At 74.0% G+C, this 22,402-nt stretch carries 20 protein-coding genes; 6 read left to right on the forward strand and 14 right to left on the reverse strand.

From position 1 onward, the window contains the following. The first annotated feature begins 19 nt into the window (after positions 1-19). The 3 genes from CC117_RS27365 (at position 20) to CC117_RS27375 (ending at position 3,045) form a co-directional block, all read left to right on the forward strand. Positions 20-610, forward strand: a complete 591-nt coding sequence (locus CC117_RS27365) for a DUF4245 domain-containing protein (RefSeq protein WP_084132936.1) — start codon at positions 20-22, stop codon at positions 608-610. 411 nt (positions 611-1,021) lie between these two features. Beyond that, the gene (glpX, locus tag CC117_RS27370; protein WP_084132873.1) at positions 1,022-2,047 is read left to right on the forward strand and encodes a class II fructose-bisphosphatase; all 1,026 of its coding nucleotides are present in this window, start codon (positions 1,022-1,024) and stop codon (positions 2,045-2,047) included. Positions 2,048-2,241: 194 nt separating this feature from the next. Then, positions 2,242-3,045 carry a sterol desaturase family protein gene (locus CC117_RS27375; RefSeq protein WP_071089140.1) on the forward strand — a complete coding sequence of 268 codons (804 nt, stop codon included), beginning with the start codon at positions 2,242-2,244 and terminating at the stop codon, positions 3,043-3,045. Here CC117_RS27375 and CC117_RS27380 read toward each other — a convergent pair whose 3' ends face one another. The 10 genes from CC117_RS27380 to CC117_RS27425 form a co-directional block, all read right to left on the reverse strand. After that, entirely contained in the window at positions 3,046-4,446 is a 1,401-nt protein-coding gene (locus CC117_RS27380) for a hypothetical protein (RefSeq protein WP_071089142.1), read from the reverse strand. Further along, the gene (locus CC117_RS27385; RefSeq protein WP_071089144.1) at positions 4,443-5,846 is read right to left on the reverse strand and encodes a lipopolysaccharide biosynthesis protein; all 1,404 of its coding nucleotides are present in this window, start codon (positions 5,844-5,846) and stop codon (positions 4,443-4,445) included. The genes CC117_RS27380 and CC117_RS27385 overlap by 4 nt, the downstream gene beginning before the upstream one ends. Further along, complete coding sequence (locus tag CC117_RS36735; protein ID WP_071089146.1) at positions 5,843-7,777, reverse strand: hypothetical protein; 1,935 nt, start codon at positions 7,775-7,777, stop codon at positions 5,843-5,845. Before CC117_RS36735 ends, CC117_RS27385 begins: the two co-directional genes overlap by 4 nt. Beyond that, a complete protein-coding gene (locus CC117_RS27395; RefSeq protein WP_071089148.1) occupies positions 7,774-8,199 on the reverse strand; it encodes a hypothetical protein in 426 nt (141 codons plus the stop codon). The genes CC117_RS36735 and CC117_RS27395 overlap by 4 nt, the downstream gene beginning before the upstream one ends. Then, positions 8,196-10,745: a glycosyltransferase family 2 protein gene (locus tag CC117_RS27400; protein ID WP_071089150.1), complete on the reverse strand. Its 2,550-nt coding sequence runs from the start codon at positions 10,743-10,745 to the stop codon at positions 8,196-8,198. Before CC117_RS27400 ends, CC117_RS27395 begins: the two co-directional genes overlap by 4 nt. Continuing rightward, positions 10,652-11,545: a glycosyltransferase family 2 protein gene (locus CC117_RS39415; RefSeq protein WP_084132878.1), complete on the reverse strand. Its 894-nt coding sequence runs from the start codon at positions 11,543-11,545 to the stop codon at positions 10,652-10,654. Before CC117_RS39415 ends, CC117_RS27400 begins: the two co-directional genes overlap by 94 nt. A gap of 549 nt (positions 11,546-12,094) precedes the next feature. Then, on the reverse strand, positions 12,095-13,447 hold the full coding sequence (locus CC117_RS27410) for a glycosyltransferase family 4 protein (RefSeq protein WP_241830474.1): 1,353 nt from the start codon (positions 13,445-13,447) through the stop codon (positions 12,095-12,097). 15 nt (positions 13,448-13,462) lie between these two features. After that, positions 13,463-14,854 (reverse strand): hypothetical protein, encoded by a 1,392-nt coding sequence (locus CC117_RS27415; RefSeq protein WP_131803146.1) that lies wholly within the window; start codon positions 14,852-14,854, stop codon positions 13,463-13,465. Between the two features lie 257 nt (positions 14,855-15,111). After that, complete coding sequence (locus CC117_RS27420) at positions 15,112-15,990, reverse strand: polysaccharide deacetylase family protein (RefSeq protein ID WP_241830475.1); 879 nt, start codon at positions 15,988-15,990, stop codon at positions 15,112-15,114. A 1,162-nt stretch (positions 15,991-17,152) separates the two neighbouring features. Then, the gene (locus CC117_RS27425) at positions 17,153-17,755 is read right to left on the reverse strand and encodes a DUF6542 domain-containing protein (RefSeq protein ID WP_071089156.1); all 603 of its coding nucleotides are present in this window, start codon (positions 17,753-17,755) and stop codon (positions 17,153-17,155) included. Between the two features lie 449 nt (positions 17,756-18,204). Here CC117_RS27425 and ychF point away from each other — a divergent pair, with 449 nt between their 5' ends. After that, positions 18,205-19,281 (forward strand): redox-regulated ATPase YchF, encoded by a 1,077-nt coding sequence (ychF, locus tag CC117_RS27430; protein ID WP_071089158.1) that lies wholly within the window; start codon positions 18,205-18,207, stop codon positions 19,279-19,281. Between the two features lie 49 nt (positions 19,282-19,330). Here ychF and CC117_RS39860 read toward each other — a convergent pair whose 3' ends face one another. Genes CC117_RS39860 through CC117_RS27435 form a run of 3 tightly spaced genes read right to left on the reverse strand, consistent with a single transcriptional unit; the run spans position 19,331 to position 20,810 of the window. After that, entirely contained in the window at positions 19,331-19,456 is a 126-nt protein-coding gene (locus CC117_RS39860; RefSeq protein ID WP_256385420.1) for a hypothetical protein, read from the reverse strand. Beyond that, complete coding sequence (locus CC117_RS39865) at positions 19,453-19,587, reverse strand: hypothetical protein (protein ID WP_256385421.1); 135 nt, start codon at positions 19,585-19,587, stop codon at positions 19,453-19,455. The genes CC117_RS39860 and CC117_RS39865 overlap by 4 nt, the downstream gene beginning before the upstream one ends. Then, positions 19,584-20,810, reverse strand: a complete 1,227-nt coding sequence (locus tag CC117_RS27435; RefSeq protein ID WP_071089160.1) for a heparan-alpha-glucosaminide N-acetyltransferase domain-containing protein — start codon at positions 20,808-20,810, stop codon at positions 19,584-19,586. Before CC117_RS27435 ends, CC117_RS39865 begins: the two co-directional genes overlap by 4 nt. 103 nt (positions 20,811-20,913) lie before the next feature. Here CC117_RS27435 and CC117_RS27440 point away from each other — a divergent pair, with 103 nt between their 5' ends. After that, positions 20,914-21,255, forward strand: a complete 342-nt coding sequence (locus CC117_RS27440) for a DUF952 domain-containing protein (protein ID WP_071089162.1) — start codon at positions 20,914-20,916, stop codon at positions 21,253-21,255. Positions 21,256-21,274: 19 nt separating this feature from the next. On the opposite strand, the gene CC117_RS27445 is transcribed toward CC117_RS27440, so the two are convergent. Beyond that, positions 21,275-21,574 (reverse strand): 4a-hydroxytetrahydrobiopterin dehydratase, encoded by a 300-nt coding sequence (locus CC117_RS27445; protein WP_018634583.1) that lies wholly within the window; start codon positions 21,572-21,574, stop codon positions 21,275-21,277. A gap of 211 nt (positions 21,575-21,785) precedes the next feature. On the opposite strand from CC117_RS27445, the gene CC117_RS27450 reads away from it, so the two are divergent. Next, positions 21,786-22,259 (forward strand): (deoxy)nucleoside triphosphate pyrophosphohydrolase, encoded by a 474-nt coding sequence (locus CC117_RS27450; RefSeq protein WP_071089164.1) that lies wholly within the window; start codon positions 21,786-21,788, stop codon positions 22,257-22,259. Positions 22,260-22,402: the final 143 nt, after the last annotated feature.

The following is a 22,402-nucleotide window of genomic DNA, read 5'->3' on the forward strand; positions in this document are numbered from 1 at the left end:
TGATCTGGAAGATGAGGGCGTGGCGCGTCAACGCGGTCAGGAAACAGTTCGGGACATGGTGCTCTCGCTCGGCGTGGTGCTGGCGGCCGTCGCCGTCTTCTTCATCTTCGCGATGCCGCGCGGGACGGAGGATCCCGAGGTCAAGGTCGTCGACGTCGAGGCCACCCTGGTCCCGTACGCGCGCCAGGCGCCCTACCCGGCCTCGGCCCCGAGGGACCTGCCGGACCTGTTCAAGCCGACGTCCATCCGGATGACCCTGCCGTCGGGCGGCACCAGCGACGGTGACACCACCAGGATCACGATCGGCTACGTGGTGGACCGGCCCGAAGACCGCACCTTCGCCCGGTTCCTGCAGAGCAACGCCTCCGACGCGGTGCAGGCCATCCTCGGAGACCGCCCGGTCACCGGCTCGGTGGACGTTGCCGGCGAGCCCTGGGAGGAACGGCGGGACGACCGCGGCCACCTGGCGCTCACCCGGATCGTCGACGGAGTGACCACGATCATCGACGACGGCGGCGGCCCGGGTGCCGCGGAGCTGGCCGATCTGCGGACGCTCGCCGCCGCGGTCCGCCCCATTGATGCCACGGCGGCCGTCGGCACGACTTCCTGAGCGGACACCGCCACCTGAGCAGAACACCGCTTCCTGCGCGGTATGCCCCCCGCCCGGCGGGGCTGGCCGGCTCCGCCTGCCGGTATCAGTCCGGAAGCATCGACCCGGAAACGGCATCCGGAAGCTTTGGCCCGGAAACGGCTGCGGGTGGCCGTCACGCCCCCTCCGCGTGACGGCCACCCGTATCGATCTGTTTGACGCGGCACGTCCGGCGAAGGTTGCGCGCCTGTCGAAGATTTTTTCCGATGGTTCCGTGGCGGCCCCTGCGGGCGGCCGGCGGGCCCGCGCAGGCCCGTACGGGAGCCGTCCTCGGCACCGGACCGACTGCTGGCGCCCGGTGCCGGAGCGCTGTCACCTGGTGCTGGAGCGTTACCATCGGCACGCGGCGCGCCAGCCAACTACGCTCCTCCCGTGGCTGCCGAGACCGCTTCCGTACCCGTATCTCTAGCCGTCCAGGGCCAGGCGCCGGACAGGAACCTCGCGCTTGAGCTGGTCCGCGTGACCGAGGCCGCCGCGCTCGCCGCCGCCCGCTGGGTCGGGCGCGGCGACAAGAACGGCGCCGACCAGGCCGCGGTCGACGCGATGCGCAGGCTCGTCGGGACCGTGTCCATGCGTGGAGTCGTCGTGATCGGCGAGGGGGAGAAGGACGAGGCCCCCATGCTGTTCAACGGCGAGGAGGTCGGCTCCGGTGAAGGCCCGGACTGCGATGTCGCCGTCGACCCCGTGGACGGGACGACCCTGACGGCCAAGGGCATGAACAACGCGGTGTCGGTGATGGCGGTCAGCGAGCGCGGCTCGATGTACGACGCCAGCTCCTGCTTCTACATGGAGAAGCTGGTGACCGGGCCGGAGGCGGCGAGCGTCGTCGACATCGACGCGCCGGTGGAGGACAACATCCGCGCGGTCGCGAAGGCGAAGGGCATCCTGCCGCGTGACGTCACGGTGGTGGTTCTCGACCGCCCGCGGCACACGGAGCTGGTGAACCAGATCCGTGTCGCCGGCGCTCGCGTCAAGCTGATCTCGGACGGTGACGTGGCCGGCGCGGTCATGGCCGCCTCCGCCGACACCGGTGTCGACCTGCTGCTGGGCATCGGCGGCACCCCGGAGGGGATCATCGCCGCCTGCGCCGTGACCTGCACCGGCGGCGTGGTGCAGGGCCGGCTGTGGCCACGTGACGACGCGGAGCGGGCGAAGGTGTTGGACGCGGGCCACGACCCGACCCGCCTGCTGCAGACCCGCGACCTGGTCGACAGCGAGAACGTCTTCTTCGTGGCGACCGGCATCACCGACGGGGAGCTGCTGGCCGGGGTCCGCTACCGGCCGGGCGGGGCGAACACCTCGTCGCTCGTCATGCGCTCCCGTTCCGGCACCATCCGGCGGGTGGACAGCCAGCACCAGCTCACGAAGCTGCAGGCCTACTCGACCGTGCCCTTCTAGTCTCCTACCCTCGGGCCATGGCTGACACGGCCCGAGGCTCCGCCGCCGCGCCGACCGGCACGCCGGCATCCACGCCGTCCGGTGGCCGGCGGCGACCCGGGCGATGGCGTCCCGAACGGCTGCGGCGTCCCGAACGGGTGCGGCGGTCCGGCGGGGCGCGGTCCGGGCAGGGGCGTCCGACGGGTGGTGGCCCGGTGGGGCGGGCGGTGGCCCGGCTCGACCGGCCGGGGCCGCACGGCAGCGCGGCCGAGGTGACGACCATGCCCGCGGCCCTGCGGCGGTTCCTCGCGCACCCACGGCCGCCGGTGCTCCTCGGCGCGGTCGGTGCGGTCGCGGCCGTCCGGGCGCTGCGTGGCCCGGTGCGCCGCCGTGACGCGGTGACCGCCGCGGTCTGCCTCGGCGTGCAGCCGTTCGTCGAGTGGGGGGTTCACCGTGGGCTGCTGCACGCCCGGCCGGGCGGACGGCTGGGGTCGATCGGCTACCAGCTCGCCGGGTACGGGCACGAGCAGCACCACCGCGACCCCACCAACCTGGACACGATGTTCCTGCGGCCCCGGGAGGTCACGGCCGGAGCCGCGGCCGGCGTGGCGGTGGCCGCGCTGGCCCCGCCGGCAGCAGGAACGGTCGCCGTCTGCTTCGGCCTCGGCGCGCTGGCCTACGACTGGACGCACTTCCTCATCCACACCGGCATCCGCCCCTCGGGCCGCTACTACCGGCGGGTGTGGCATGGCCACCGTCTGCACCACTACCGCAACGAACGGTACTGGCTGGGGGTGACCAGCCCGATCGCGGACGTCGTGCTGCGCACCTCGCCGACCCGCGACGAGGTGCCGGTCTCCCCGACCGCGCTCGGTGCCTCGGCACTGGTTGCCCGCAATGACCGCGGTGAGCGCACCGATCGGCCGGGTCGCCCCGGACGGAGGGGCCGGGACGTCCGCACGGCTGGCGCCGCAGGCACGACCGGCCCCAGGGCGCGCGGGTCGTACCCGCCGGTCTGATCAGCCCGCCGGCCCCGCCGGCCCCGCCGGCCCCGTCCGGTCAGCCCGTTCGAGCAGGCCGGCCGGGTCGGTGCACAGCGTCTCCACCGCGTACCGGATGCGCGCCGGGTCGAAGGTGCTGGCGTGGAACGAGGCGCTGACCTGCAGGCGGCCCATCAGCTGGGTGATCGCGAAGGTCACCAGCTCCGGATGGCCGGGTGTGCTCGCGGTGGCCAGGCGGGAGGGCAGGCCGGGCTGCCACGGCAGGCGCTCGAGCTCGCGCAGCCGTCCCAGGTAGTTCACGACCATCGCGGGCCGCGGCAGCGGCGGCATGCTGTCCGGCGGAGGCGGCGGCCGGCGGCACTGCGCCCGGGCGGTCACCAGGGCCATCGTCGCCAGGGGGCGCCCGGCGCCGAGGCCGGCGTCCAGCGTCGCGGCGACCGAGGCGGGGTCCAGCGCGTCCGGCGGATCAAGGCGGACGCCGACGGAGAAGTTCCCGGTCAGGCCGGCCGCTCCGGGCAGGTAGCGCCGGTTGTCGACGAGGACGTGCAGGCCCGGGGCGGGTGTCAGCCCCGCCTCGAGGAGCGCTGCCCGGGCGGCGGCGAAGAACACCGCGGTCCTGGTCACGCCACGTGCGTTGTGGGTGCGCCACTGGTGCAGCCGGGAGAGCAGACCAGGGTCGCTGGTGGCACTGGCCGAGCAGACGTCCGAACTCCAGCGGATCCGGCCGTCACCCGTGGCGGGCGCGGGCGCGGCGGTGGCTACGCGGGCGGGGGTGCTGCGGTGGGCGCGGGCGACGGCGAGCAGCCGGCCGGGCGAGCGACCGAAGTGATCGGCGAGCGCGAGCGCGAGCGGATGGCGCGGATCCGCGCCGACCAGCCCCACCGGGGGCTGTCCGTCCCGGGCGCGGGCCGTGAGTTCGGCCAGCAGGGTGACGACCGGACGACCGTCCAGCAGCGGGTGGGCCACCGACAGCGCGACCAGGTTCTCCCCGGCCAGCACCTGGAACGGGACAGCCGGATCGGCCTGGTCGTGCAGCTGTTTCTGCAGGCTGTCAAGGTCACCCGCCGTCGCGTCGACCGGGACGACCAGCTGGTCGCAGAAGTCGGCCAGCTCCGGGCGCGGCACCGGGAACCAGCGTGTCATAGCCGGCCCGACCGGCCCGACCGGCCTGACCCGCCCGACCGGCCCGACCGGCCCGCTGGACTGCCCGCGCAGCGTCCCGGGCCGGTGGAAGATCCGGTGGTCGGGGGCCAGCGCGGCGAGGTCCCGCAGCGTGGCCCGCAGCGCGCCGGGGCCGGGTGCGTCCAGCCCGGCGAGCAGAACGGTGGTGTGGGTGCCGCGCCAGCCGCGGTCGCGGCCGGGCATGCGGGTGCCCATCTGTCGACGCAGGCGTTCCGCCGCCGTGGTCGTCGCGGTCACAGGTGTTCCCCCTGGGGTGTTCCGGGCGCCGGCAGCGGGCGCGACAGGAGTGACCGACGTCCTGGCCGCTCACCGGCGAGGACGATCGCCGCGGCGAGGCACTGCGCCCCGGCCCACGCGACGCCGATGCCGGTCAGCCCGGCCCGGTCACCGAGGACGAGGGCGCTGCCCGGCACCAGGACGGCGAGCAGCAGGTGCATCCGGACGATCCAGCCGATCCGCAGGCGGGCCCGTGCGGCGCAGATCGCCAGCGTGACGACGGCCCGCCCGAGGCTGCCGAGCAGCAGCAGGCGCAGGACGTCCGCGCCCTCGTGCGCGTACTGGGTGCCGAACACGCGCAGCAGTACCGGTGCGCCGAGCGCGGCGACGGCGGTGATGACGCCGAGCCCGGCCAGTGTCCGGCGGCGCAGCGCCCGGTGCATCGAGGCGACGTCCGCCTCCGCGTGCGACCCCTCCACCACCAGCGACGAGCCCAGGGCGACGACCATCGCGTCCAGCGCCTGGACGATCATCCAGACCAGCCCGAACGGCGCCGCGGCGGCCGGCCCGACCAGGGCGACGACGAGTACCGGCAGCAGCGTCACGCCGATCTGGTCGAGCACCATCGCCGTCGACTCGCCGGCCAGGAAGCGCCGGAACACGCGGCTGTCGACGCCGGGCGCCGGGTCGTCCCGGGTCGGCAGCACCCGGGTGAACAGCAGGTAGGCCACCGGCACGACCACGACTGCCGCGGGGATGATCCACGCGGCCAGCAGGGCGCCGGCCGTRCCGCCGATGGCGAGGAGCAGGCCGAACTTCGCGGCGCTGTAGGCCGTGTTCTTCACCGGGACCCAGGTGGCGCGCCGCATCCCGGTCAGGGCCGCGTCCTGCAGCGCGAACACCGACCAGATGCCGACGGCCAGCACGAATCCGACGGCGGGAAGTGGGCGTTCCAGCGTGTGAAAGGCATCGGACACCCGCGGGGCGGCCAGCACGAACCCGGCCCCGAGCAGGAGGCTGAGGACTGCGGCGGTGGCGGTACCGCCGGCGACCAGCGCCGCCCGCCGACGCCCGGCCCGTGGCAGGAAGGCGGCCAGTGCCGGCCCGAGGTTGAGCTGACCGAGCATCGACAGCGCCATCATCGCGGAGACCAGCGCGGTGGCCTCACCCACGGCGGCCCGCGGTGTGGTGTGTGCCGCGGCGATCCAGAACCCGGCACCGAACAGCGCGGAGATCAGCCCGCTCAGCGCGAGCGCCGCGCCGTTGCGGTACAGCGTCCCGCCCGCTCCGGTCGGACGTCCGCAGGCCTCGGCGGACCTTCCGGACGGCGGGGGAGCGCCCACGGCGGCGGCATCGGTGCCGATGGCAGGGGACGTGCCGGAAGGCATGGGGGAGCCGGCCGCGTTCGTCGGCGCGCTCACGTGGACGGCCCGGCGGAACGGTAGCGGTAGATCCGGGTGTTCGCCGTCGAGTACCAGAGGCTGAACCGCCCGGAGTCCTCCAGAGCGGCCTCCAGCGAGCGGAGCGCGCGTGGCGGGGCGATCCGGTAGATGTCGGCGTACGTCTCCTGCGAGGTGGCGAAGACCAGGTAGCTCTCCGGGCCGTACCCGTCCAGGACCGCCTCGACGGTGTCGACGTCCGGACGGCCCAGGGGGCGGCGGCGCAGCTCGGCGTGGTCCAGCAGCGCGGGGACGTTCTGCTCGGCCGGGCCGAACCGGTCGTAACCGCCGGTCAGCTTCACCGGAAAGTCGGGGGTCGCCGTCACGATCGCGGCGCCGGGCGTGGCCGCGTCGTACAGATGCTCCGCGGCGTGAACCTCGTCCGCCGGGAGGATGTTCATTGCGGCCTGGCCGTGGAAGGCCGGCATGAACAGCGCGGCGAGCACGCCGAGGACCGGCAGCACGGAGAGGGCCCGGCGTGGGCGCCACCGGTGTCCCGGGCCGGGCGCGAGCGCGCGGGCGGCCAGGATCGCCGACCACGGCAGCGAGAAGAGGACCACGCGGAGGATCCCCTCGCCGCCGTAGTTCTGCCCGATGATCAGCCCGCCTGCCGCGAGGACGAGAACGACGGGGACGAGGGCCCGTCCGTCCCCGAGCGGTCGGGCCCCGGCCGGGGCGGCGACGGCCGGCGCGGTGACGGTCGGGGCGGTGACGGTCGGGGCGGCCGCGGGCCCGCGTGCCCAGCGCACGGCGCCGAGCGCGGCCAGCAGCCACACCGCGATGCAGAGCAGCTGTCCGGCGAGACCGTTGAGGTTCTTGCCGGGCATCGGGTCCGGGGTGAACGGGCCCTGCGTACGCACGTTGGCGATCGGGTCCATCCCGCTGAACAGCCCGAAGCTGCCCTGGACGTAGTCGAGGTTGGGCAGCAGGTACGCGACCGCGACGACGGCGAGCGCGACGACGAGCCACCACGGCCGGACCATCCCGAGAACCGTCAGCGCGGCGACTCCGAGCACCAGCATGTACGGGGTCAGCTGGTGGCTCGCGACCACGGCGGCCTGCAACAGGACGACGAGCGTGACGACGGTCGCGCGCGGTGGTGTCCGGCGGCCGGCCGCCACGTCCGTGGCTGCGAAGGGGGCGAGGGCGAGGCGCCGGTGGACCAGTGCCCCGGCTACCCGCAGCACCACCCGGTTGACCCGGTTCTCCCGCGGCTCGGTGAAGTGGTCGACCACCAGGATGAAGATCCCCAGCGTGAGGGTGAAGGCGAACGCCTGCGGCGCGAAGTAGCTCTGGCCGACCCAGTTCGTCAGCACGAACAGCAGGCCGGCGAGCTGGCCGAGCCGGGCGTCGCCGAGCAGCCGGCGGCCCAGGGCGGCGACGGCGGCCGTGCAGACCAGGAGGAAGAAGACCTCCGCCCAGCCGGCGTACTCGACGGGGCTGCCCCGACCGGCCAGCCAGGAGAAGGCGGCGCTGACGGCGAAGAATCCCGGCCACCGGTGATAGATGTCGATGTCCGGCGAGACCGATCCGTGCATCTCGATGTACCGGGTCACCCCGATGTGCTTGTACGCCCAGAAGTACTGCGGTACGTCCGACACCGCGGGGACAGTCCCGTAGAGCGCGACGACCAGCGCCGCGGTCGCCAGCGCGATCAGCGCCGGGCGGGCACGGCGCTGGCAGAACGCCGCCGCGGCGGCACCGAGCAGCAGCGCCACCCCGGCGAACCAGGTGATCGGCAGCGCGGGCAGCAGGCCGTGGTCGTTCATGCGGGCCAGGTCGATGCGGCCCAGCGAGACCGCCCACAACAGCAGTCCCGTGCCGGTGAGGAGTACGGGCACGGCGATGTCGGCCCGCGGGCGCGGCACCGCCCGGACCGCGGCGCGTGGGACGCAGGAGACGATGATGCTCACGGCGGTCCCTCGGAGCCCTCGCCCAGCCCGGCCCCGGCCCCGGTCCCAGCCCTGGTCCCAGCTCCGGTCTGACCGCCGGACTGCCGTGCGTCCAGCCACAGCCTGGTGACGAGGGCGGCCGCGCTCGCCAGGCCGATACCGCTGGCCGCGACGGCGGGATGCCACAGGCGCAGCCACACCATCGCCAGCGCGCAGACCGTCTCGATGGCCAGGCTGAAGGCGCAGGCAAGCGCGAGCCAGGCCATCGGGTCGCGCCGCGGCAGCCAGGCGAGCACCGCAGCGCCGGGGAGCAGCGCGGCGGTGACGAGCGCGGCCGCCGGGCGGGCCGGGCCGACGTATCCCGTCGCGACCATGGCCGCCGTCGCGACGGCCACGAGGAGCAGCCCCGGCTGCACCGCCCGGTCGAGTCGGGCGCCGGTCACGACGCGCCGGCCGTCCCCGCCCAGGCCGCCTTCCCCGGTCGGCGCAGGGACCGCTGCTGGTGCAGGGAGCGTGCATAGCAGACCGGGCCCAGGGCGAAGCCGAGCCACTCACGGGCGGCCAGCGGGAGACCGACCGACGACGCCCGGCCGCCGTTGTCCAGATGGCCTGCGCCGCCCACGGCACTGGCACTGGCACTGGTCGGGTGGCCTGTGCCGGCCGCGCCGCCGCGGGCGGTCAGCGCGCGCAGGTGTCCGGCCGCGGCCGGGATCTGGCGGATCATGCGGCGCCGGCTGCGCCGGTCGGAGAGGTGCTTGGCCAGGTAGGCGGACAGGCCCGTCCCGTACCCGAAGAGCTGGCGGCGCAGCGCGTCGAGATCGGCCCGGTGGCCGTGCCAGGCCACGGCGGACGGTTCGTAGGCGAGCGCGTGGCCGTCCAGCAGGACCCGCAGGAACAGGTCGAGATCCTCACCGCCGCGGGTCGGCGTGCCGGCGCCGAGGGCGGTGTCGAAGCCGCCGAGCCCGCGGAGCACCGCCGTCCGCACGGCGAAGCTCGCGCCGGTGCCCAGCAGCCCGGCGGCGAACGGATGGAGCACGGACGGCCCGGTGTGCGCGTCGTACACCCGCGGCCGGCAGCTGCTCCCCCAGCTGACCCGGGCGTCGAAGTGGCGCTCGGCGGCACTGTCCAGGGTGGCGGCGGGGACGAGACCGGTCACGCAGGCGACGTCCGCGCGGCGGGCGAAGCCGCGGGTGAGCCCCGCGACCCACCACGGATCGACGGCGACGTCGTCGTCGGTGAAGGCGATGATCGCTCCGCTGGCGGCGGAGAGCCCGCGGTTGCGCGCGTGGGAGAGACCGGGCCGGTCCTCCCGCACGTATCGGAAGCGCGGCTCGCGGCCGACGGTTCGCTGGAAGGCCTGCCAGGTCGAACTGTCGGACGGAGCATTGTCCACGATGATGATCTCCAGATCCGGGTGCCGCAGTGCCCGCAGCCGTTCCAGGCAGCCCGGCAGCAGCCCGGCCCGGTTCCGGGTGCAGACGACGACGCTCACCCGCCCGTCGGCGGCTCCGACGGTGTCCGCACCGGCGGCGTTGTCCGCGCTGTCCGCCCGGCCGGCGCCACTGTGGCGGGCGGCCGTGGCCAGTGGGCCGAGCCGGTCGACCTCCGCGCGTACCCGGGCCAGCTCGTCGGGCAGGTCGGTCACGACCGCGGACCACACCGCCTCCGGGGTGATCCCGCCGCCGCTCGGAACCGCCGCCGTCGTTCCGTCCGTCGTTTCGGCCGGTGTGCCGAGCAGGTCGAGAACGACGAAACCGACGGGCACTCCCTGCCACCGTGCGAGGACCCGGGCCCGGTCGTATCCCGTCCGTGCCTCATGGCCGCTCGGTGCCTCGTGGCCGGTGCCGAGCGGGCGGCGGGGGGCTCCGAGCGGATCGGCGAGCTCCATCTCACCCGTCCACACCGCGCCCCGGCGGTCGGTGGGCATGACGGGGCCGCTGGACGGCAGGGTGCCGACGGGGCGGCCCTGGAGCCGGCCGCGGGCGTAACCGGACGTGGTGAGCGCCAGGCCGGCGACAACCGCCGCGGCGCGGCGCCGGTCGCCGCGCCGGCGCAGGTCACGCGCGACGGCCCGCGGCAGCACCGAACGGACGTAGGCACGCTCGGAGGCGAGCCCCGTCGCCGCGCCGACCCGGCCGCTGACAATGGCTTTGGACAGGCCTTCGGCAAGGCAGCGGCTTCGGAAGTAGCGCCAGGTGGCGCGGTTCGCCGCGATCTGGTGGGTCACGACCGCGTCCGGCACGTGGAGCACCGCGGCACCGGGGATGTCGCGGCGGACGCGGATGTAGAACTCCGTTTCCTCGCAGCCGAGCGGTGTCGCGCCGAGGCGCCCCAGCCCGTCGGTGAAGCCGGCCACGGCCGTCCAGGCGGATCGGCGCAGCGACATCGCCGCGCCGATCGGGTTGCGGATCGGGGCGATGCCCCGCGGCAGGCCCGGGTAGCTGCAGCCGACGACCCAGTCGAACTCCGGTGGGAACCAGCGGGGCCGGCCCCCGGGCCAGGCGGGCACGACGAGACCACCGGTTCCCTGCACCGCCGGGTCGGCGTACGGCCGGACGAGCCGCGCGAGCCAGTGCGCGTCGGCATGCGCGTCGTCATCGAGGAACGCCACCACCTCGGACGTCGCCCGCGCCACCCCGGTGTTCCGGGCGCCGGAGAGGCCTCGGGGACCCGTGTTGACGATGACGTCGACGCCGGTGAAGGCGGCCCGGGCGCGGCGACGGAGAGCCTCGTTGTGGTCCGTCACGAGGATGATCTCGTCGGCGGGTGGCGGCTGGGCGACGATGCTCGCGACTGCCCGCTGGAGATCCACCCACCGGTCCTCGGTATAGGCGCAGATCACCACCGATACGGAAGCCGGCACCGTGCGGGGCGCGGTGTCGTGATGCGGGCCCGTCACGCGCGGCCCAGCCCGCTCCGGGCCGCCCAGCCGTAGCTCGGTGTGTGCCGCGGCGCGGGGATGCGGGCCCCGCCGTGCGAGGCGGTCCACGGCCTCCGCGGGCGAGGGGCGGGCAGGGTGACGTCGGTCCGTGGTCGCGGCGTTCCTGAGCGCCGCCCCCATTCGACCATGATCGTGCGCAGCACCCGCAGCCCGTCCGAGGCCGCGTTGAGGTTGCTGGTGCCGTGGATCCGCGGATGTTCGAAGCTCGGTACCTCGACCACCCGCAGGCCCGCGTGGGCGACCCGCATGGTGATCAGCGTCTCGATCTCGAAGCCGTCCCCCCACTGGCCCGGCGTGCCCGGGGCGCCGGGCTCGACGTCCAGCGCGGGGAGAACGTGGCGCCAGAAGGCGTTGTAGCCGTAGCAGAGATCGGAGTAGCGACTGCGCAGCAGCCCGTTGACCAGCCCGCTGAGGGCGAGGTTGCCGGTCCGCCGCAGCGGCGTGATGTCGCTGCTGCCGCCGCCCGGCAGGAAGCGGGAGCCCTTCGCGAAGTCGGCGCCGGATCGCAGGACGTGAACGAAGTCGGCGATCTCGGTCGGGTCGGCGGAGCCGTCCGCGTCCAGCATCACGATGATGTCGCCGGTCGCGGCGGCGAAACCGCAGGCAAGCGCGTTGCCCTTGCCCCGGCGGGTCTGGCACACCACGACGATGTCCGGCCGCAGCGACCGGGCGACGTCGACGGTGCCATCGGTCGAGTGACCGTCCACCAGGACGACCTCCGCGTCGGCGGGCAGCCGCAGGAGGATGTGTGGCAGGTTTCGTGCTTCGTTGAGCGTCGGGACAACGATGCTGACAGCCGGCGCTTCGACCCGGGCGGTGCTGGTGGTCGGTGCCTGGTCGGTTGTCATTTCCCCTGACTCCCCCCTGACGCTGACCGCGGCAGCACGGTCGAGCTGGGTTGTCTGTGGATATCGACGGCCTCGCCCGGCCAGCACGACATGGCGCGGCATGGCTGCGCAGGGCGCGGCGCGGTCGCGGTGGTGGTGGCGACGGGCGCGCGTCGGGATGGCCCAGGCGGGCGGGTGCGAAAGGTTCCGGCGTCGGCGTCGGCGTCGGCGCCGGTGGCGGTGGCGGTGGGACGTGGTCGGCGGTGGCCGCGTGCCCCGTGTGCGTCATCCGGCGCGTCCGGGTCCGGTCCGCGCCTGAGCAGAGACGAACGTAACCGCCTCGGCGAATGTGCAGGCTGCGTCGCGTGGGGTGATGGGCGTCGGGCGGTCACCCGGACAGCCGGAGATTGCCCTGGGTGATGCACTGACGACAACAGGTAGATGTCGTGGCCCGCAACCGCGAACCGGGCAGAACGGAACGAGAAGTCACGTTCTGGTCGCCACGGTGGCGGGATGGCGCTGGTGCGTCCCTGATCGACGTCGGTGCCTGGGCCCGGAGTGCTGGTGCTGCTACCGGCCGCGTTCGGAAGTGTGGTGATGCAGGTCACGGCCTGGGTGGCTGTGGCCGTCCAGGCCCGGCCGCGGCTCCCGGTCGGTGTCGGTGTCGGTGTCCGGGCGCCGGTCGACGTCGAGCAGTGGCCTCCCGCGCGTCGGGCGGCGTCGAGCGGTGCTGCCAGCCCGTCCCGAGCGTCGGGCTCGGCCGGCGAGACTGATCAGCGTTCCAGCCATCGAGTCGGCCTGCGCGGCGAGGGTGTGATGCGCGACGACGCTGGCCCGGGCCCGGGCGCCGAGCAGTTCGGCGAGCGTCTGGTCACCCAGCACTCTGGCGATCCCGGCGCTGAGATCGTCGACGTCGTCCTGACGGGCCAGCAGGCCGGTTGCGCCATCCGTGATCACCTCGGGGATTCCTGAGGTCGGGAAGGAGACCACCGGCCGCCCACAGGCCTGTGCTTCCAGCACGCTCAGCGGCAGCCCTTCCAGGCTGGAGGCGAGGACGAGGACGTCGCTGGCCCGCAGCAGATCGCCGATGTCGGACCGCGCGCCCAGGAAGACGACCCGGTCGCCGAGCAGTTCGGCGCCCAGCCGGCGCAGGGACGTCCCGGACGTCGGATCGAGGCTGGGGGCGCCCGCGACGGCCAGCCGGGTCGACGCCAGGTGGTCGGGCAGCGCGGCCACCGCCCGGATCACCTTGTCGATGCCCTTGCGAGGGTCGAGCCGTGACATGGCCAGGACCAGCGGGGCATCGGGGTCGGTGGACAGGCAGGCCCGCACACCGGGGTCCGCCGGGCCGGGGGACAGCGCATCGGTGTCGACGCCGTTGCGGATCACCACGGTGTGCCCGGCCGCCCAGCCGGGCAGTGAGGCCGCGACGGCGTCGCTCACGGCGACCGTGCGGGCTGCCGCCCACACGGCCACGCCGCGCAGCCGTCCGATCAGGTCGGGTTCGTTCTCCTCGTGCAGGACGAGCAGCGCCGGCCGCCGGCATGCCGCCGAGGCGAGCACGGCTTCGAGATGGGACCAGTGGCTGTTCGCCTGCACGACGTCGATGCCGAGCCGGCCGGCGATCCGCGCCGTGCGGGCCGCGGTGGCCGCGGTCCGCACGGCTTCGCGGGCGGCGAGCGGCGCGCTCGGGCGGCCGTCGGAGCGGCGCAGCGCCCGGTTCGCGGGTACCGGCAGGGCGACGTGCTCCCGGCCGGCGGCCCGCCAGGCCACCGCCGTGGCACTGCCCGCCGGGGCGGCCAGGATCTGCTCGATCCCGCGCTGCTCCAGCAACGGGGCGAGCCGCAGGACGAAGCGCTGGGCACCCCAGAGGCCTTCGCCCTGCTCGATGATGAGGACCCGCGCGACCGGCTGCCTGCCCACCTCGGCGACGTTACTTCAAGTCACTCGACGTGTCTTCTCGGTAATGGTCGGCGAGGGGCTGCGCAGCAGCCACCCGGGCCGGCCGAGGCGGCGGGACATCGCCGGAACGGCGGCGACGAACCGCCCGAGCAGGAGCGCCAGCGCCCAACCCGCCACCCCGTAGGCGGACGCCGCCGCCGGAAGAACGGCGACGAGGGTGATGAGGCCCGCCAGGGCTCCCAGCGCGCGTGGCCGGGTCCGGGCCGCCGTGGGCTCCGCGGCCGTCACCGCATCGATCACCATGATCAGTAGCAGCAGCCGGCAGCAGGCGGTCCCCGCGCCGACGTGCTCCGGGCTGAGGGCGGCCCACGGCAGCGGGGCTGCCACCAGCGCCACGACAACTCCCGGCAGCACCGCGGGCCCGTGCTCCTCGACCAGCCGGCCGACGGCCAGGATGACGAACACCGCCAGCGCGAACGCCCCCGAGGCGGCGTCCGCCTGACGGCCGACCAGGAGCAGGACCAGCGCGGTCGCGGCCATCGGCCAGACCGCGCCGCCGGCCAGCAGCCGCCCCGCGGCGGCCCGTCCCGCCACGACCGGCCCCGCCGGGGCCCGCAACGGGTGGGGCCGGGCTGCCCCGGCCCGTTCTGCCGGGGGCTGTGCCGGCGAGGGGAACGGCGCTGGCCGCTGGGCGGCGTTGGACTGCCAGAGCAGCCATCCGCACCGTGGGCCGGCCGCCAGCGCGACCGGGGCCAGCCAGGCGAGCAGAGCCAGATGCGCCTGGCTCGCGCCGGTGTCGCTGAGGGCAATGATCGTGCCGAGCCGGGCGAGGCCGACCGCCGCGCCACCGAGTGCCTCGGCCCCCAGCCGGCCGCGGGGGCCGGCCGGCCCCCGCGGCCGGCCCTGCCACAGGCTTCCGCTGGCCGCGGCCAGCGGAAGGAGAATGAGGAAGCCGGGGCTCACGCTGAGAAAGGCGAGGCCGGGAATCAGCCAGCCGCTCGCTCCGGCGAGCAGCGCGGCGCCGCAGGCGGCCAGCAGGCCTGCGCGTAGCCGGCGGTGCGCACCGGCGCCGGCGGTGGCATCGCGCGCGAGCTGCACGACGAGCCACACGCACAGCGCCGCGGCGGTGTCGACCGCGAGGACCGGGGCCGGCACCCGGTGCGCCGCGAAACCCCAGAAGGCGACGGCGAGCAGCAGCGCCGTCACCTGGGAGGTGACGGCCACCGTTCGGCTCGCCGCGGCGGTCCGACTGGCCCGCGACACCCGCTCGGGCCAGCCCGCGCGAGCCGCGTCCTCCGTCCAGTCCGCGGTGCCGGCCCAGTCGGCGTTCCCGGTCCAGGCCGCGTGCCAGGCCCAACCGGCGCTCAGGTCCCGGCCACTGCCCGCGTCACCGCGCGTGGCGGCGCTGGTGCGCCGGCCCGCGCTCACTTCCCCCTCGGCGCAGGTCTCCCGGCCGGTGCCGGCCTCTCTGACTGCGCCGGCCTCTCTGACTGTGCCGGTATCGCTGCTCGTGCCTGCATCCCTGCTCGCGCCTGCTTCTCTGGCCGTGCCGGTTGCCCGGGTGCGGCCGGTGTTCTCGATCAGGTCCGCGCGGCAGGTCGGATCCGCGGGCCCGGTCAGCTCCGTGGGGGCTGTCGGGGTTGTCGGATCCACCGGCTCGTGCCGCTGGCCTGCCGCCGGAGTGCTCACTGCTGGGGACGTCCAGGCCGGTCCGACGCGGGCAGGTGCGTTCCCTCCGCGGCGCGTGGCGCGAAGCGCGGGCGGTAGGCGATGCTGAGCCGAGCCGGGATACGTGCGCCGATCGTGGAGGGGACGAGCCGGAAGCGCGACGCCGGCTGGACCGTGCGCGGCAGCGTGCGGCCGATGCCGTTCAGCCAGGCGCGCACACGGTGGTCGGCGAGGCCCCCGTCGACGGTCAGCCGGGTGAGTGCGAACGGATCGTCGCCCGGATGCGACAGCGCCTCCCCGACGGCGCAGGCGGCGCTGTAGCCGGCGGCGATCACGAGCTGGCGGACGGTCGGGTCCCACCCGCCGCGGGGGTAGGCGAACGACCGCGGCTCGTCGCCGGTGACGGCGGCCAGCCGCCGCCGACACAGAGTGATCTCCGCGGTCACGTCGGAGCGGTGCAGCTCGTCGAGGCGCCGGCCACTGTGGCCGCTCGCGCCGATCTCGACGCCCAGTTCGTGCAGGCGGCGGACCTCTGCCTCGGTGAGCATGCCGGGCCCCCCGAGCCGGGAGGTGGTCACGAAGACGGTCGCCGCCAGGCCCCGCTCAGCCAGCTCGCGCGCGGCGACGAAGGTCGCCGCGCGGTCGCCGTCGAAGGTCACGACGAGCGCGTCGGCCGGTGCCTCGGCGGAGCGCAACGCCGCGCAGTACTCGGAGACGGTCATGAACCGGCGGTTGGATCGCTGGATCATGCGGCGGTGCCGGGCGAACACGGCCGGGGTGACGGTCGATCGGCGCGGGACGTGCCCGGTGGGATCGGCGGCCACGTCGTAGCGGAGGATCGGGACCGGCTGCGGCCGACCGGCCGTGCCGGCATGGCCGCGGTACCGGTTGCTCACCGGCGCGGACTGTGCGGGCCCGACGTTGTCCGGGCCTTCCTTGAATTCTTTGCACTCAGCTGTGGTGACGGATTGTGGGGAAGACACTATCGCCCCTCCAGCGGTCCCCGGGCCGCCCGTTCTCGCCGGGTCGGCTCACATCGCGGAAAGTAACCGGTTGGCGTCCTGCGGAATCTAGCATGGGTGATTGCTGGGTGTAGCGACGCCATTACGGCTGGCAGATCTGTGTCAAGAGGTGAGCGGAAAATGAAAGGTCATCGAAGGCGCTTCCGTGCGGGACCCCGGAGTCATTCGCCGGTCCCAGCCGGCCCTTGGTGCGTTCTCATTCTTGCAAGTTAGATCATCTTGTTTCGTTAACTCTGTGCCGCATGACGGTCGGAGAGTCGGGATGACCCCGCCGTCGCCGTGTCCGCTGTGGAGCCAGGGACGGTCGTCACCTCTGCCGCCGATCTCCGCTGTGACTCGCGGCGCGGCGCGCGTCAGTACCCGCCGACACCAGCACCTGGCACCGGCTCGTGGGGCTGAGACCGGTAGCGGTGCCGGGTGGACGGGCCGGACTGTCGTGTTGCACGGATTGCCGCCAGCGGCTCGTGCGCCCGGCGACAGTGCCGAGAGCGGCGCTGCGTCACGGCCGGCGGGAAGCGGCTAGGGCGGGGGTGCTCCCGCCCGCCCGAAACGGCGCTGAAGGCGCGTGAACCGCGGACATTCGCATTTGCCGCAGTCGCTTCCCGGTCGGTAATGCCGGTGCGAATCATCCCTGTGGCCGCACCGGCAGGTACGCCACCAGGAGCGCGGGGCGCGACCCTGGAAATTCGGCGTGTTGGTGGGCACGGACTGACAGTACCCCACGGATCAGCCCAACCGATTGTTGTGCTGCCTACCCTCGGGTGCCTAATGGTGGTGGAGGGCCGTCCTGGCCTGAGGAAAGCCCGAGAGTGCTAACCCGTGAACAATCTGGACGAATCGTTCCGGTGGCGCCTTGGTGTGTGTCCCCGGTCGCGGAAACTCCCTGCTCGGCGCCGGTGTGGAACCGGGCGGGACGGTGCGGCCGGCGCACCCTCCGGGCCCGGCGACCGTCGCGGCGGAGTACCGCTCCGGGCTGGGCGGGTTTGGCCCGGCTCCGGCGCGGGGAGGGGAGAGGCCGGCCGAGGGGACGGAGAGGCTACAGCGGCCGGCGGCGGCGGGCCGCCGCGGACTGGGCGAGCGAGCGCTGCCGCTCGCGGCGGGCGACCTGCGCGCGCCGGCCGCGCACCGCGGCCARCACCGCGACCAGGATGACCGCGGCGAGCAGCACCGGAGCGTGCAGGATCATCTCGGAACCGATGTCGAGCGCGCGGTTGCGCAGCCCGGCGCTGCCGTCACCGGCCGCGGGGTTCAGGAAGCCCACAATGATGGTGATCAGTGCGTAGGCGAGCGGCGGCATGATCACAACGCCGATCAGGTCGTCGACGTGGACCCGCGCGATCGCCAGCACACACGAGGCCACGAAGAGGACCCCGAAGACATACCGGAGATTGTCGAAGAGCAGCGAATCGACAACGGCACCGACGCTGCCGGCAATGACCACGAGCAGCGCCGCGCCCAGCGCGGTGAGCCCGCGCCGGGTTCCGGTGACGACCGTCGTGCGTTCCGGTGCGCCAGGGCGTTGGCGTGGGTTGGGCGGGTACGCGTCATCCGGCGCGCGGCCGCGGCCGGGCCTGCCGGGCGATCCGGCGGACTGCCGGTGAGGCGGCGTACTCACCAGGGCAAGGTACCGCCCCGACATTGCGACTGCGTCAGGGCGATGGGCCGGAGAACGAACGCGTCCTGGTCACTGCACTTTGGGCATACCTTTATGCACGATGCGCTACCAATTGCCGTGGCGCGCCAGGCCACGGCGGGCGCGTCCCGCGCGGGCGCGTCGGTTGCGCGGGATGGCGCGGGACTGCGCGGATGACCGTGCGGAAGCAGCTCGATCCACCGGGTGGTGGGCGAGTGCCCCGCGTCGCGCAGTGCCTGGGCCGGGTCGGACGGCGCCCGCGACCGGGGGCGCCGTCGACACTGTCCGTGACCACGCCTGTCGCATCGGGAAGATGGTGTGCTCGAATGGACCGATGGTGCCGCTGCCGGGCACCCGGGTCCCGATGCGGCCATCCCGCCCGGGGCCGCCGCGGCCCGGCCGCTGTACCGCACCGGCGGCGGTGACCGGGGCGATCACCCGTAGACTGCTCGGTCATGGGTCTGTCGATCGGCATCGTCGGGTTGCCCAACGTGGGCAAGTCCACGCTGTTCAACGCCCTCACCCGGAACGAGGTCCTGGCGGCCAACTACCCGTTCGCGACGATCGAGCCCAACGTGGGCGTCGTCGGCGTCCCGGACCCGCGGCTGGCGAAGCTGGGCGAGATGTTCTCCAGTGCGCGGGTCGTGCCCGCCACGGTGAGCTTCGTCGACATCGCCGGCCTGGTCAGGGGCGCGTCGGAGGGGCAGGGCCTGGGTAACCGCTTCCTGGCCAACATTCGTGAGTCGGACGCAATCTGTCAGGTCGTCCGGGTCTTCTCGGATCCCGATGTGGTCCATGTCGAGGGCAACGTCGACCCGGCGTCCGACATCGAGACCATCAACACCGAGCTGGTGCTGGCCGACCTGCAGACCATCGGTGCCCGGCTGCCGAAGCTGGAGAAGGAAGCACGCCTCGACCGTGCGAAGCAGCCGCTGCTGGCCGCGATGAAGGCGGCCCATGAGGTTCTCGACGCGGGCCGTCCGCTGTCCAGCGAGCCGTCGGTCGACCGGGCCGCGCTGCGGGAGCTGTTCCTGCTCACCGCGAAGCCGTTCCTCTACGTCTTCAACGTCGACGAGGACGTCCTGGCTGACCCCGGCCGGCACAAGGAGCTCGCCGAGCTCGTGGCTCCGGCCGACGCGATCGTCCTCTGTGCGAAGGTCGAGGCCGAGCTGATCGAGCTTCCCGAGGAGGACGCCACCGAGCTGCTGGCGTCCCTCGGGCAGGAGGAGAGCGGGCTGGCGCAGCTGGCCCGCATCGGTTTCCACACCCTCGGGCTGCAGACGTTCCTCACGGCCGGCCCGAAGGAGTCCCGCGCCTGGACGATCACGGCCGGTGCCACCGCGCCCGAGGCCGCCGGCGCGATCCACAGCGACTTCCAGCGCGGCTTCATCAAGGCCGAGATCGTGTCCTATGACGACCTGATGGCGGGCGGCTCGATGGCGGCGGCCCGTGCCGCCGGCCGCGTCCGTATGGAGGGCAAGGACTACGTGATGGCCGACGGCGACATCGTCGACTTTCGCTTCAACGTCTGACCGGGGGCGGCTGCCCGGCGGCGGATGTGCCGCCGCCCACGGGTGGTGACTACTGCGGGGCGCTCTTCGGGGCGGGCTCCGAGCCGTCCATGACGACCTTGCCGACGGCCCGGCCGGAGCCGACGATCTCATGGGCGCGACGCAGGCTCTCGGGAGTGAGCCCGGGCAGCGTCACCGTCCTCGTGGTGTGTCGGCGGCGGTGACCTCCCGGCCGCCCACGGCGACGACGGCGATGTTCCCGTGGGCGTTCCCGTAGGCGTCGGCGCCTCTGCCAGTGCTCGTCGGGTCCGTGGCGTTGTCCGTCATGGGTGGTGTCCTTCCTGGCGTGTCCTTCTCGGCCCTGTCGGCCAGGTACCCCGTCCGGCCGCGACAGCAGGCCGTTGGGTGTGAAGCAGCAGGTGGGCCGCACGGGGGAGGACGGAGACGGCGGCCTCCGCCGGTCCGCGGCGCCCGGTGGCCTTCCACAGGGTGGCAGCGGCCAGAGCCACCAGGATCTGCAGCACGTACGACCTGGTCGGGTCCGTGGGCAGAACGTCCGTGGACATCACCACCACATGCAGCGCGTAGAAGGTGAGGGTCATCGCGCCGAGAGCCGCGATCGGGCGGGTCAGCGGGACACGGGCGATCAGCAGCGCCAGGCCGAGCAGCGCCAGCGCCGTCCCGGTGGTGTGCGCCAGGTCGAACGGCGTCGTCGAGTGCGGTGTGTCGACCGCGAGCCACCAGGCGGTGTCCGTCGGCGTCGTCCCGTACAGGCCCGAGTCGATGAACCAGCCCTGTGGCAGGCTTCCCACCCCGGAGACCACGGCCGGGTCCCCGAGCCGGCCGCTACCGCCGACTGGCCCGAGCAGCAGCCAGGACGTCCCACTGGCCACGGCGGCGAGCAGCAGGCCGCCGGCGAACAGGCGCACCGCGACCGCGCGTGACCGCAGGTCCGCGTGGGCCACGGCCATGCCGACACAGAGGTAGCCCAGCCAGGCGAGGGCGGGGTAGACCCCGCTGACGGTGAGCTTCGCCAGCAGGTGGCCCGGTTCTGCCAGGTCGTCGAACCTCGGTGAGGACAGGTCCGAGGCGGGCAGGTCGTCCCGGACGGCCTGGCTGACGGCCGGCACCGCGGTCGTCGCCAGCACGGCGACCGTCACCAGGACCGGGACGGACGCTCGCAGCAGCGGTAGTGCCAGCACGAACAACAGCGCGTAGTAGACCAGGATCACCGCGATGCCCGAATCGGCGTAGGCGAGTGCCAGCCCGATCACCCCGACACCGAGCGCGCGCAGGAAGACCGAGAGCCGGGCCTCGGCAGCGGCCCGCCGGCGGGTGGACAACACGAGGGCCACCCCGGCGAGGACGGCGAACGCCGCGGCGGATCGTCCCGCGGCGAGAGTGAACGCGGGCGAGACCGCTGGATCGTCCGACCCGGTGTCGGTGAAAGCGGGGTAGACGTGGGTCGCAACCATGCCGATCAGTGCGACGCCCCGGGCGAGGTCGACCCCGGTGATCCGCCTGGACCCGGGCTGGCTCGAATCGTCCATGCCCTCCAGGGTCGCAGCATCTGGGACTCCCGGGGTGGGGGACCGGCCGCGTAAGGTGCGGTTCGTTCGGGGGGAACGGCGAAGCGGAACGGGTGACGCACAGATGATCTGTCATCTGGTGGGGCGGGACGAGTGGGCCTTCGGAGCGGGCAGCTACCGTCCCGCGAGCCTCGGCACCGAGGGCTTCATCCACTTCTCTGCCCCGGAGCGGCTGCTGGAGACGGCAAACCTGTACTACGCGGGCCGCTCCGACCTGCTGCTGGTTGTCGTGGACCCGCAGCGGCTGTCCGCCCCGCTCCGCTGGGAGCCGGCCGCCGGGCCAGCGGACCGCGGTGACGTGTTGTTCCCGCACCTGTACGGCCCGATCGACCCGGGGGCGGTGCTGGCGGTGACGCCGATCCCGTGCGGGCCGGGCGGCGCCTTCACGACGATGCCCGTCCTGTAGTCCAGAACGTGAGGCCGGCTCAGAACGTGATGCCGGCGGAGCGCAGGATCGCCGAGATCCGGCGCGCGAGCTCCATGTCGAGCTCGGTCACCCCGCCGGCGGAGTGGGTCCAGACGGTGAAGGTCGTGCTGCCTGGGCCGTGCTCCACGACCGGGTGATGATCCATCTCGTCCGCCGCGCGCATCACCTCGTCGACGACGGCGGTCGCCTCCTCGCCGTCGACGAGGATCTCCAGACGGATCCGGTCGGCGTCGCCGATCCAGCCCGGGAGGGCCTCCAGGGAGGTGGCGACAGCGCTGTTGTCCAGTCGTGTGGGCATCCGGGACTCCTCGGTGAGCAGTGATCCGTGCGAGGCACACGGTGGCCTCGTGTGTGCTCCGTGGCCGTCCGGCTGCGTTGCGACCGGTCCCGCACCTCGCGCGGATCGTGCCACCCGCGGCCCGGCTACGCCAGATCCACACGCGGTGGCCGGCGGCCGGTGGGCGGGCCCGGGGGCGTCCGGGCCGCCCGGCTCTGGGAGAGTCCGGACCGTGGTCGGCACATCGGAGGAAGCTCAGGGGCGCCCCGGCGAACCGGGCCGGCTGGTCGTCGCGGTCGCGCTGGTCGACAGCGTCCGGCGGGTCCTGGCCGCCCGGCGGAGGTCCCCGCCGGAGCTGGCCGGGCTGTGGGAGTTTCCCGGCGGGAAGGTCGAGCCCGGCGAGGACGAGCTCGCGGCACTGCGCCGGGAGTGCCGCGAGGAGCTCCGGGTGGAGATCGAGACCGGTCGTCTGTTCGGGGAGATCGCGCTGCCCCGGCCGGGCTGGCGGATGCGGCTGTGGCTGGGCCGGGTGAGCGGCGGCACACCGGTCGCCGTCGAGCACGGCGCGCTGCGCTGGCTGGGTGTGGACGAACTCGACGACGTGCCCTGGATCCCCGCGGACGCTCCGCTCGTCGACGCGTTGCGGGTCGAGCTCGCCGATCCGGTGGATCCGGTGGATCCGGTGGACGGTTCGTGGGCACGGTGACGGTCCGCCGCGCGCGCTGTGTCGCGGCGAGTCCGTACCATGGAGACGGACCGCGGCGGTGCGGACGTCGTACACCCGGGCGGGGCCACCCGCTGGGTGGCGCGCCGAAGACCGTGGTCCTTCATCTGACGAACCGTTTCGGG

This window comes from Parafrankia colletiae (assembly GCF_001854655.1).
GTDB classification, from domain to species: Bacteria; Actinomycetota; Actinomycetes; order Frankiales; family Frankiaceae; genus Parafrankia; species Parafrankia colletiae.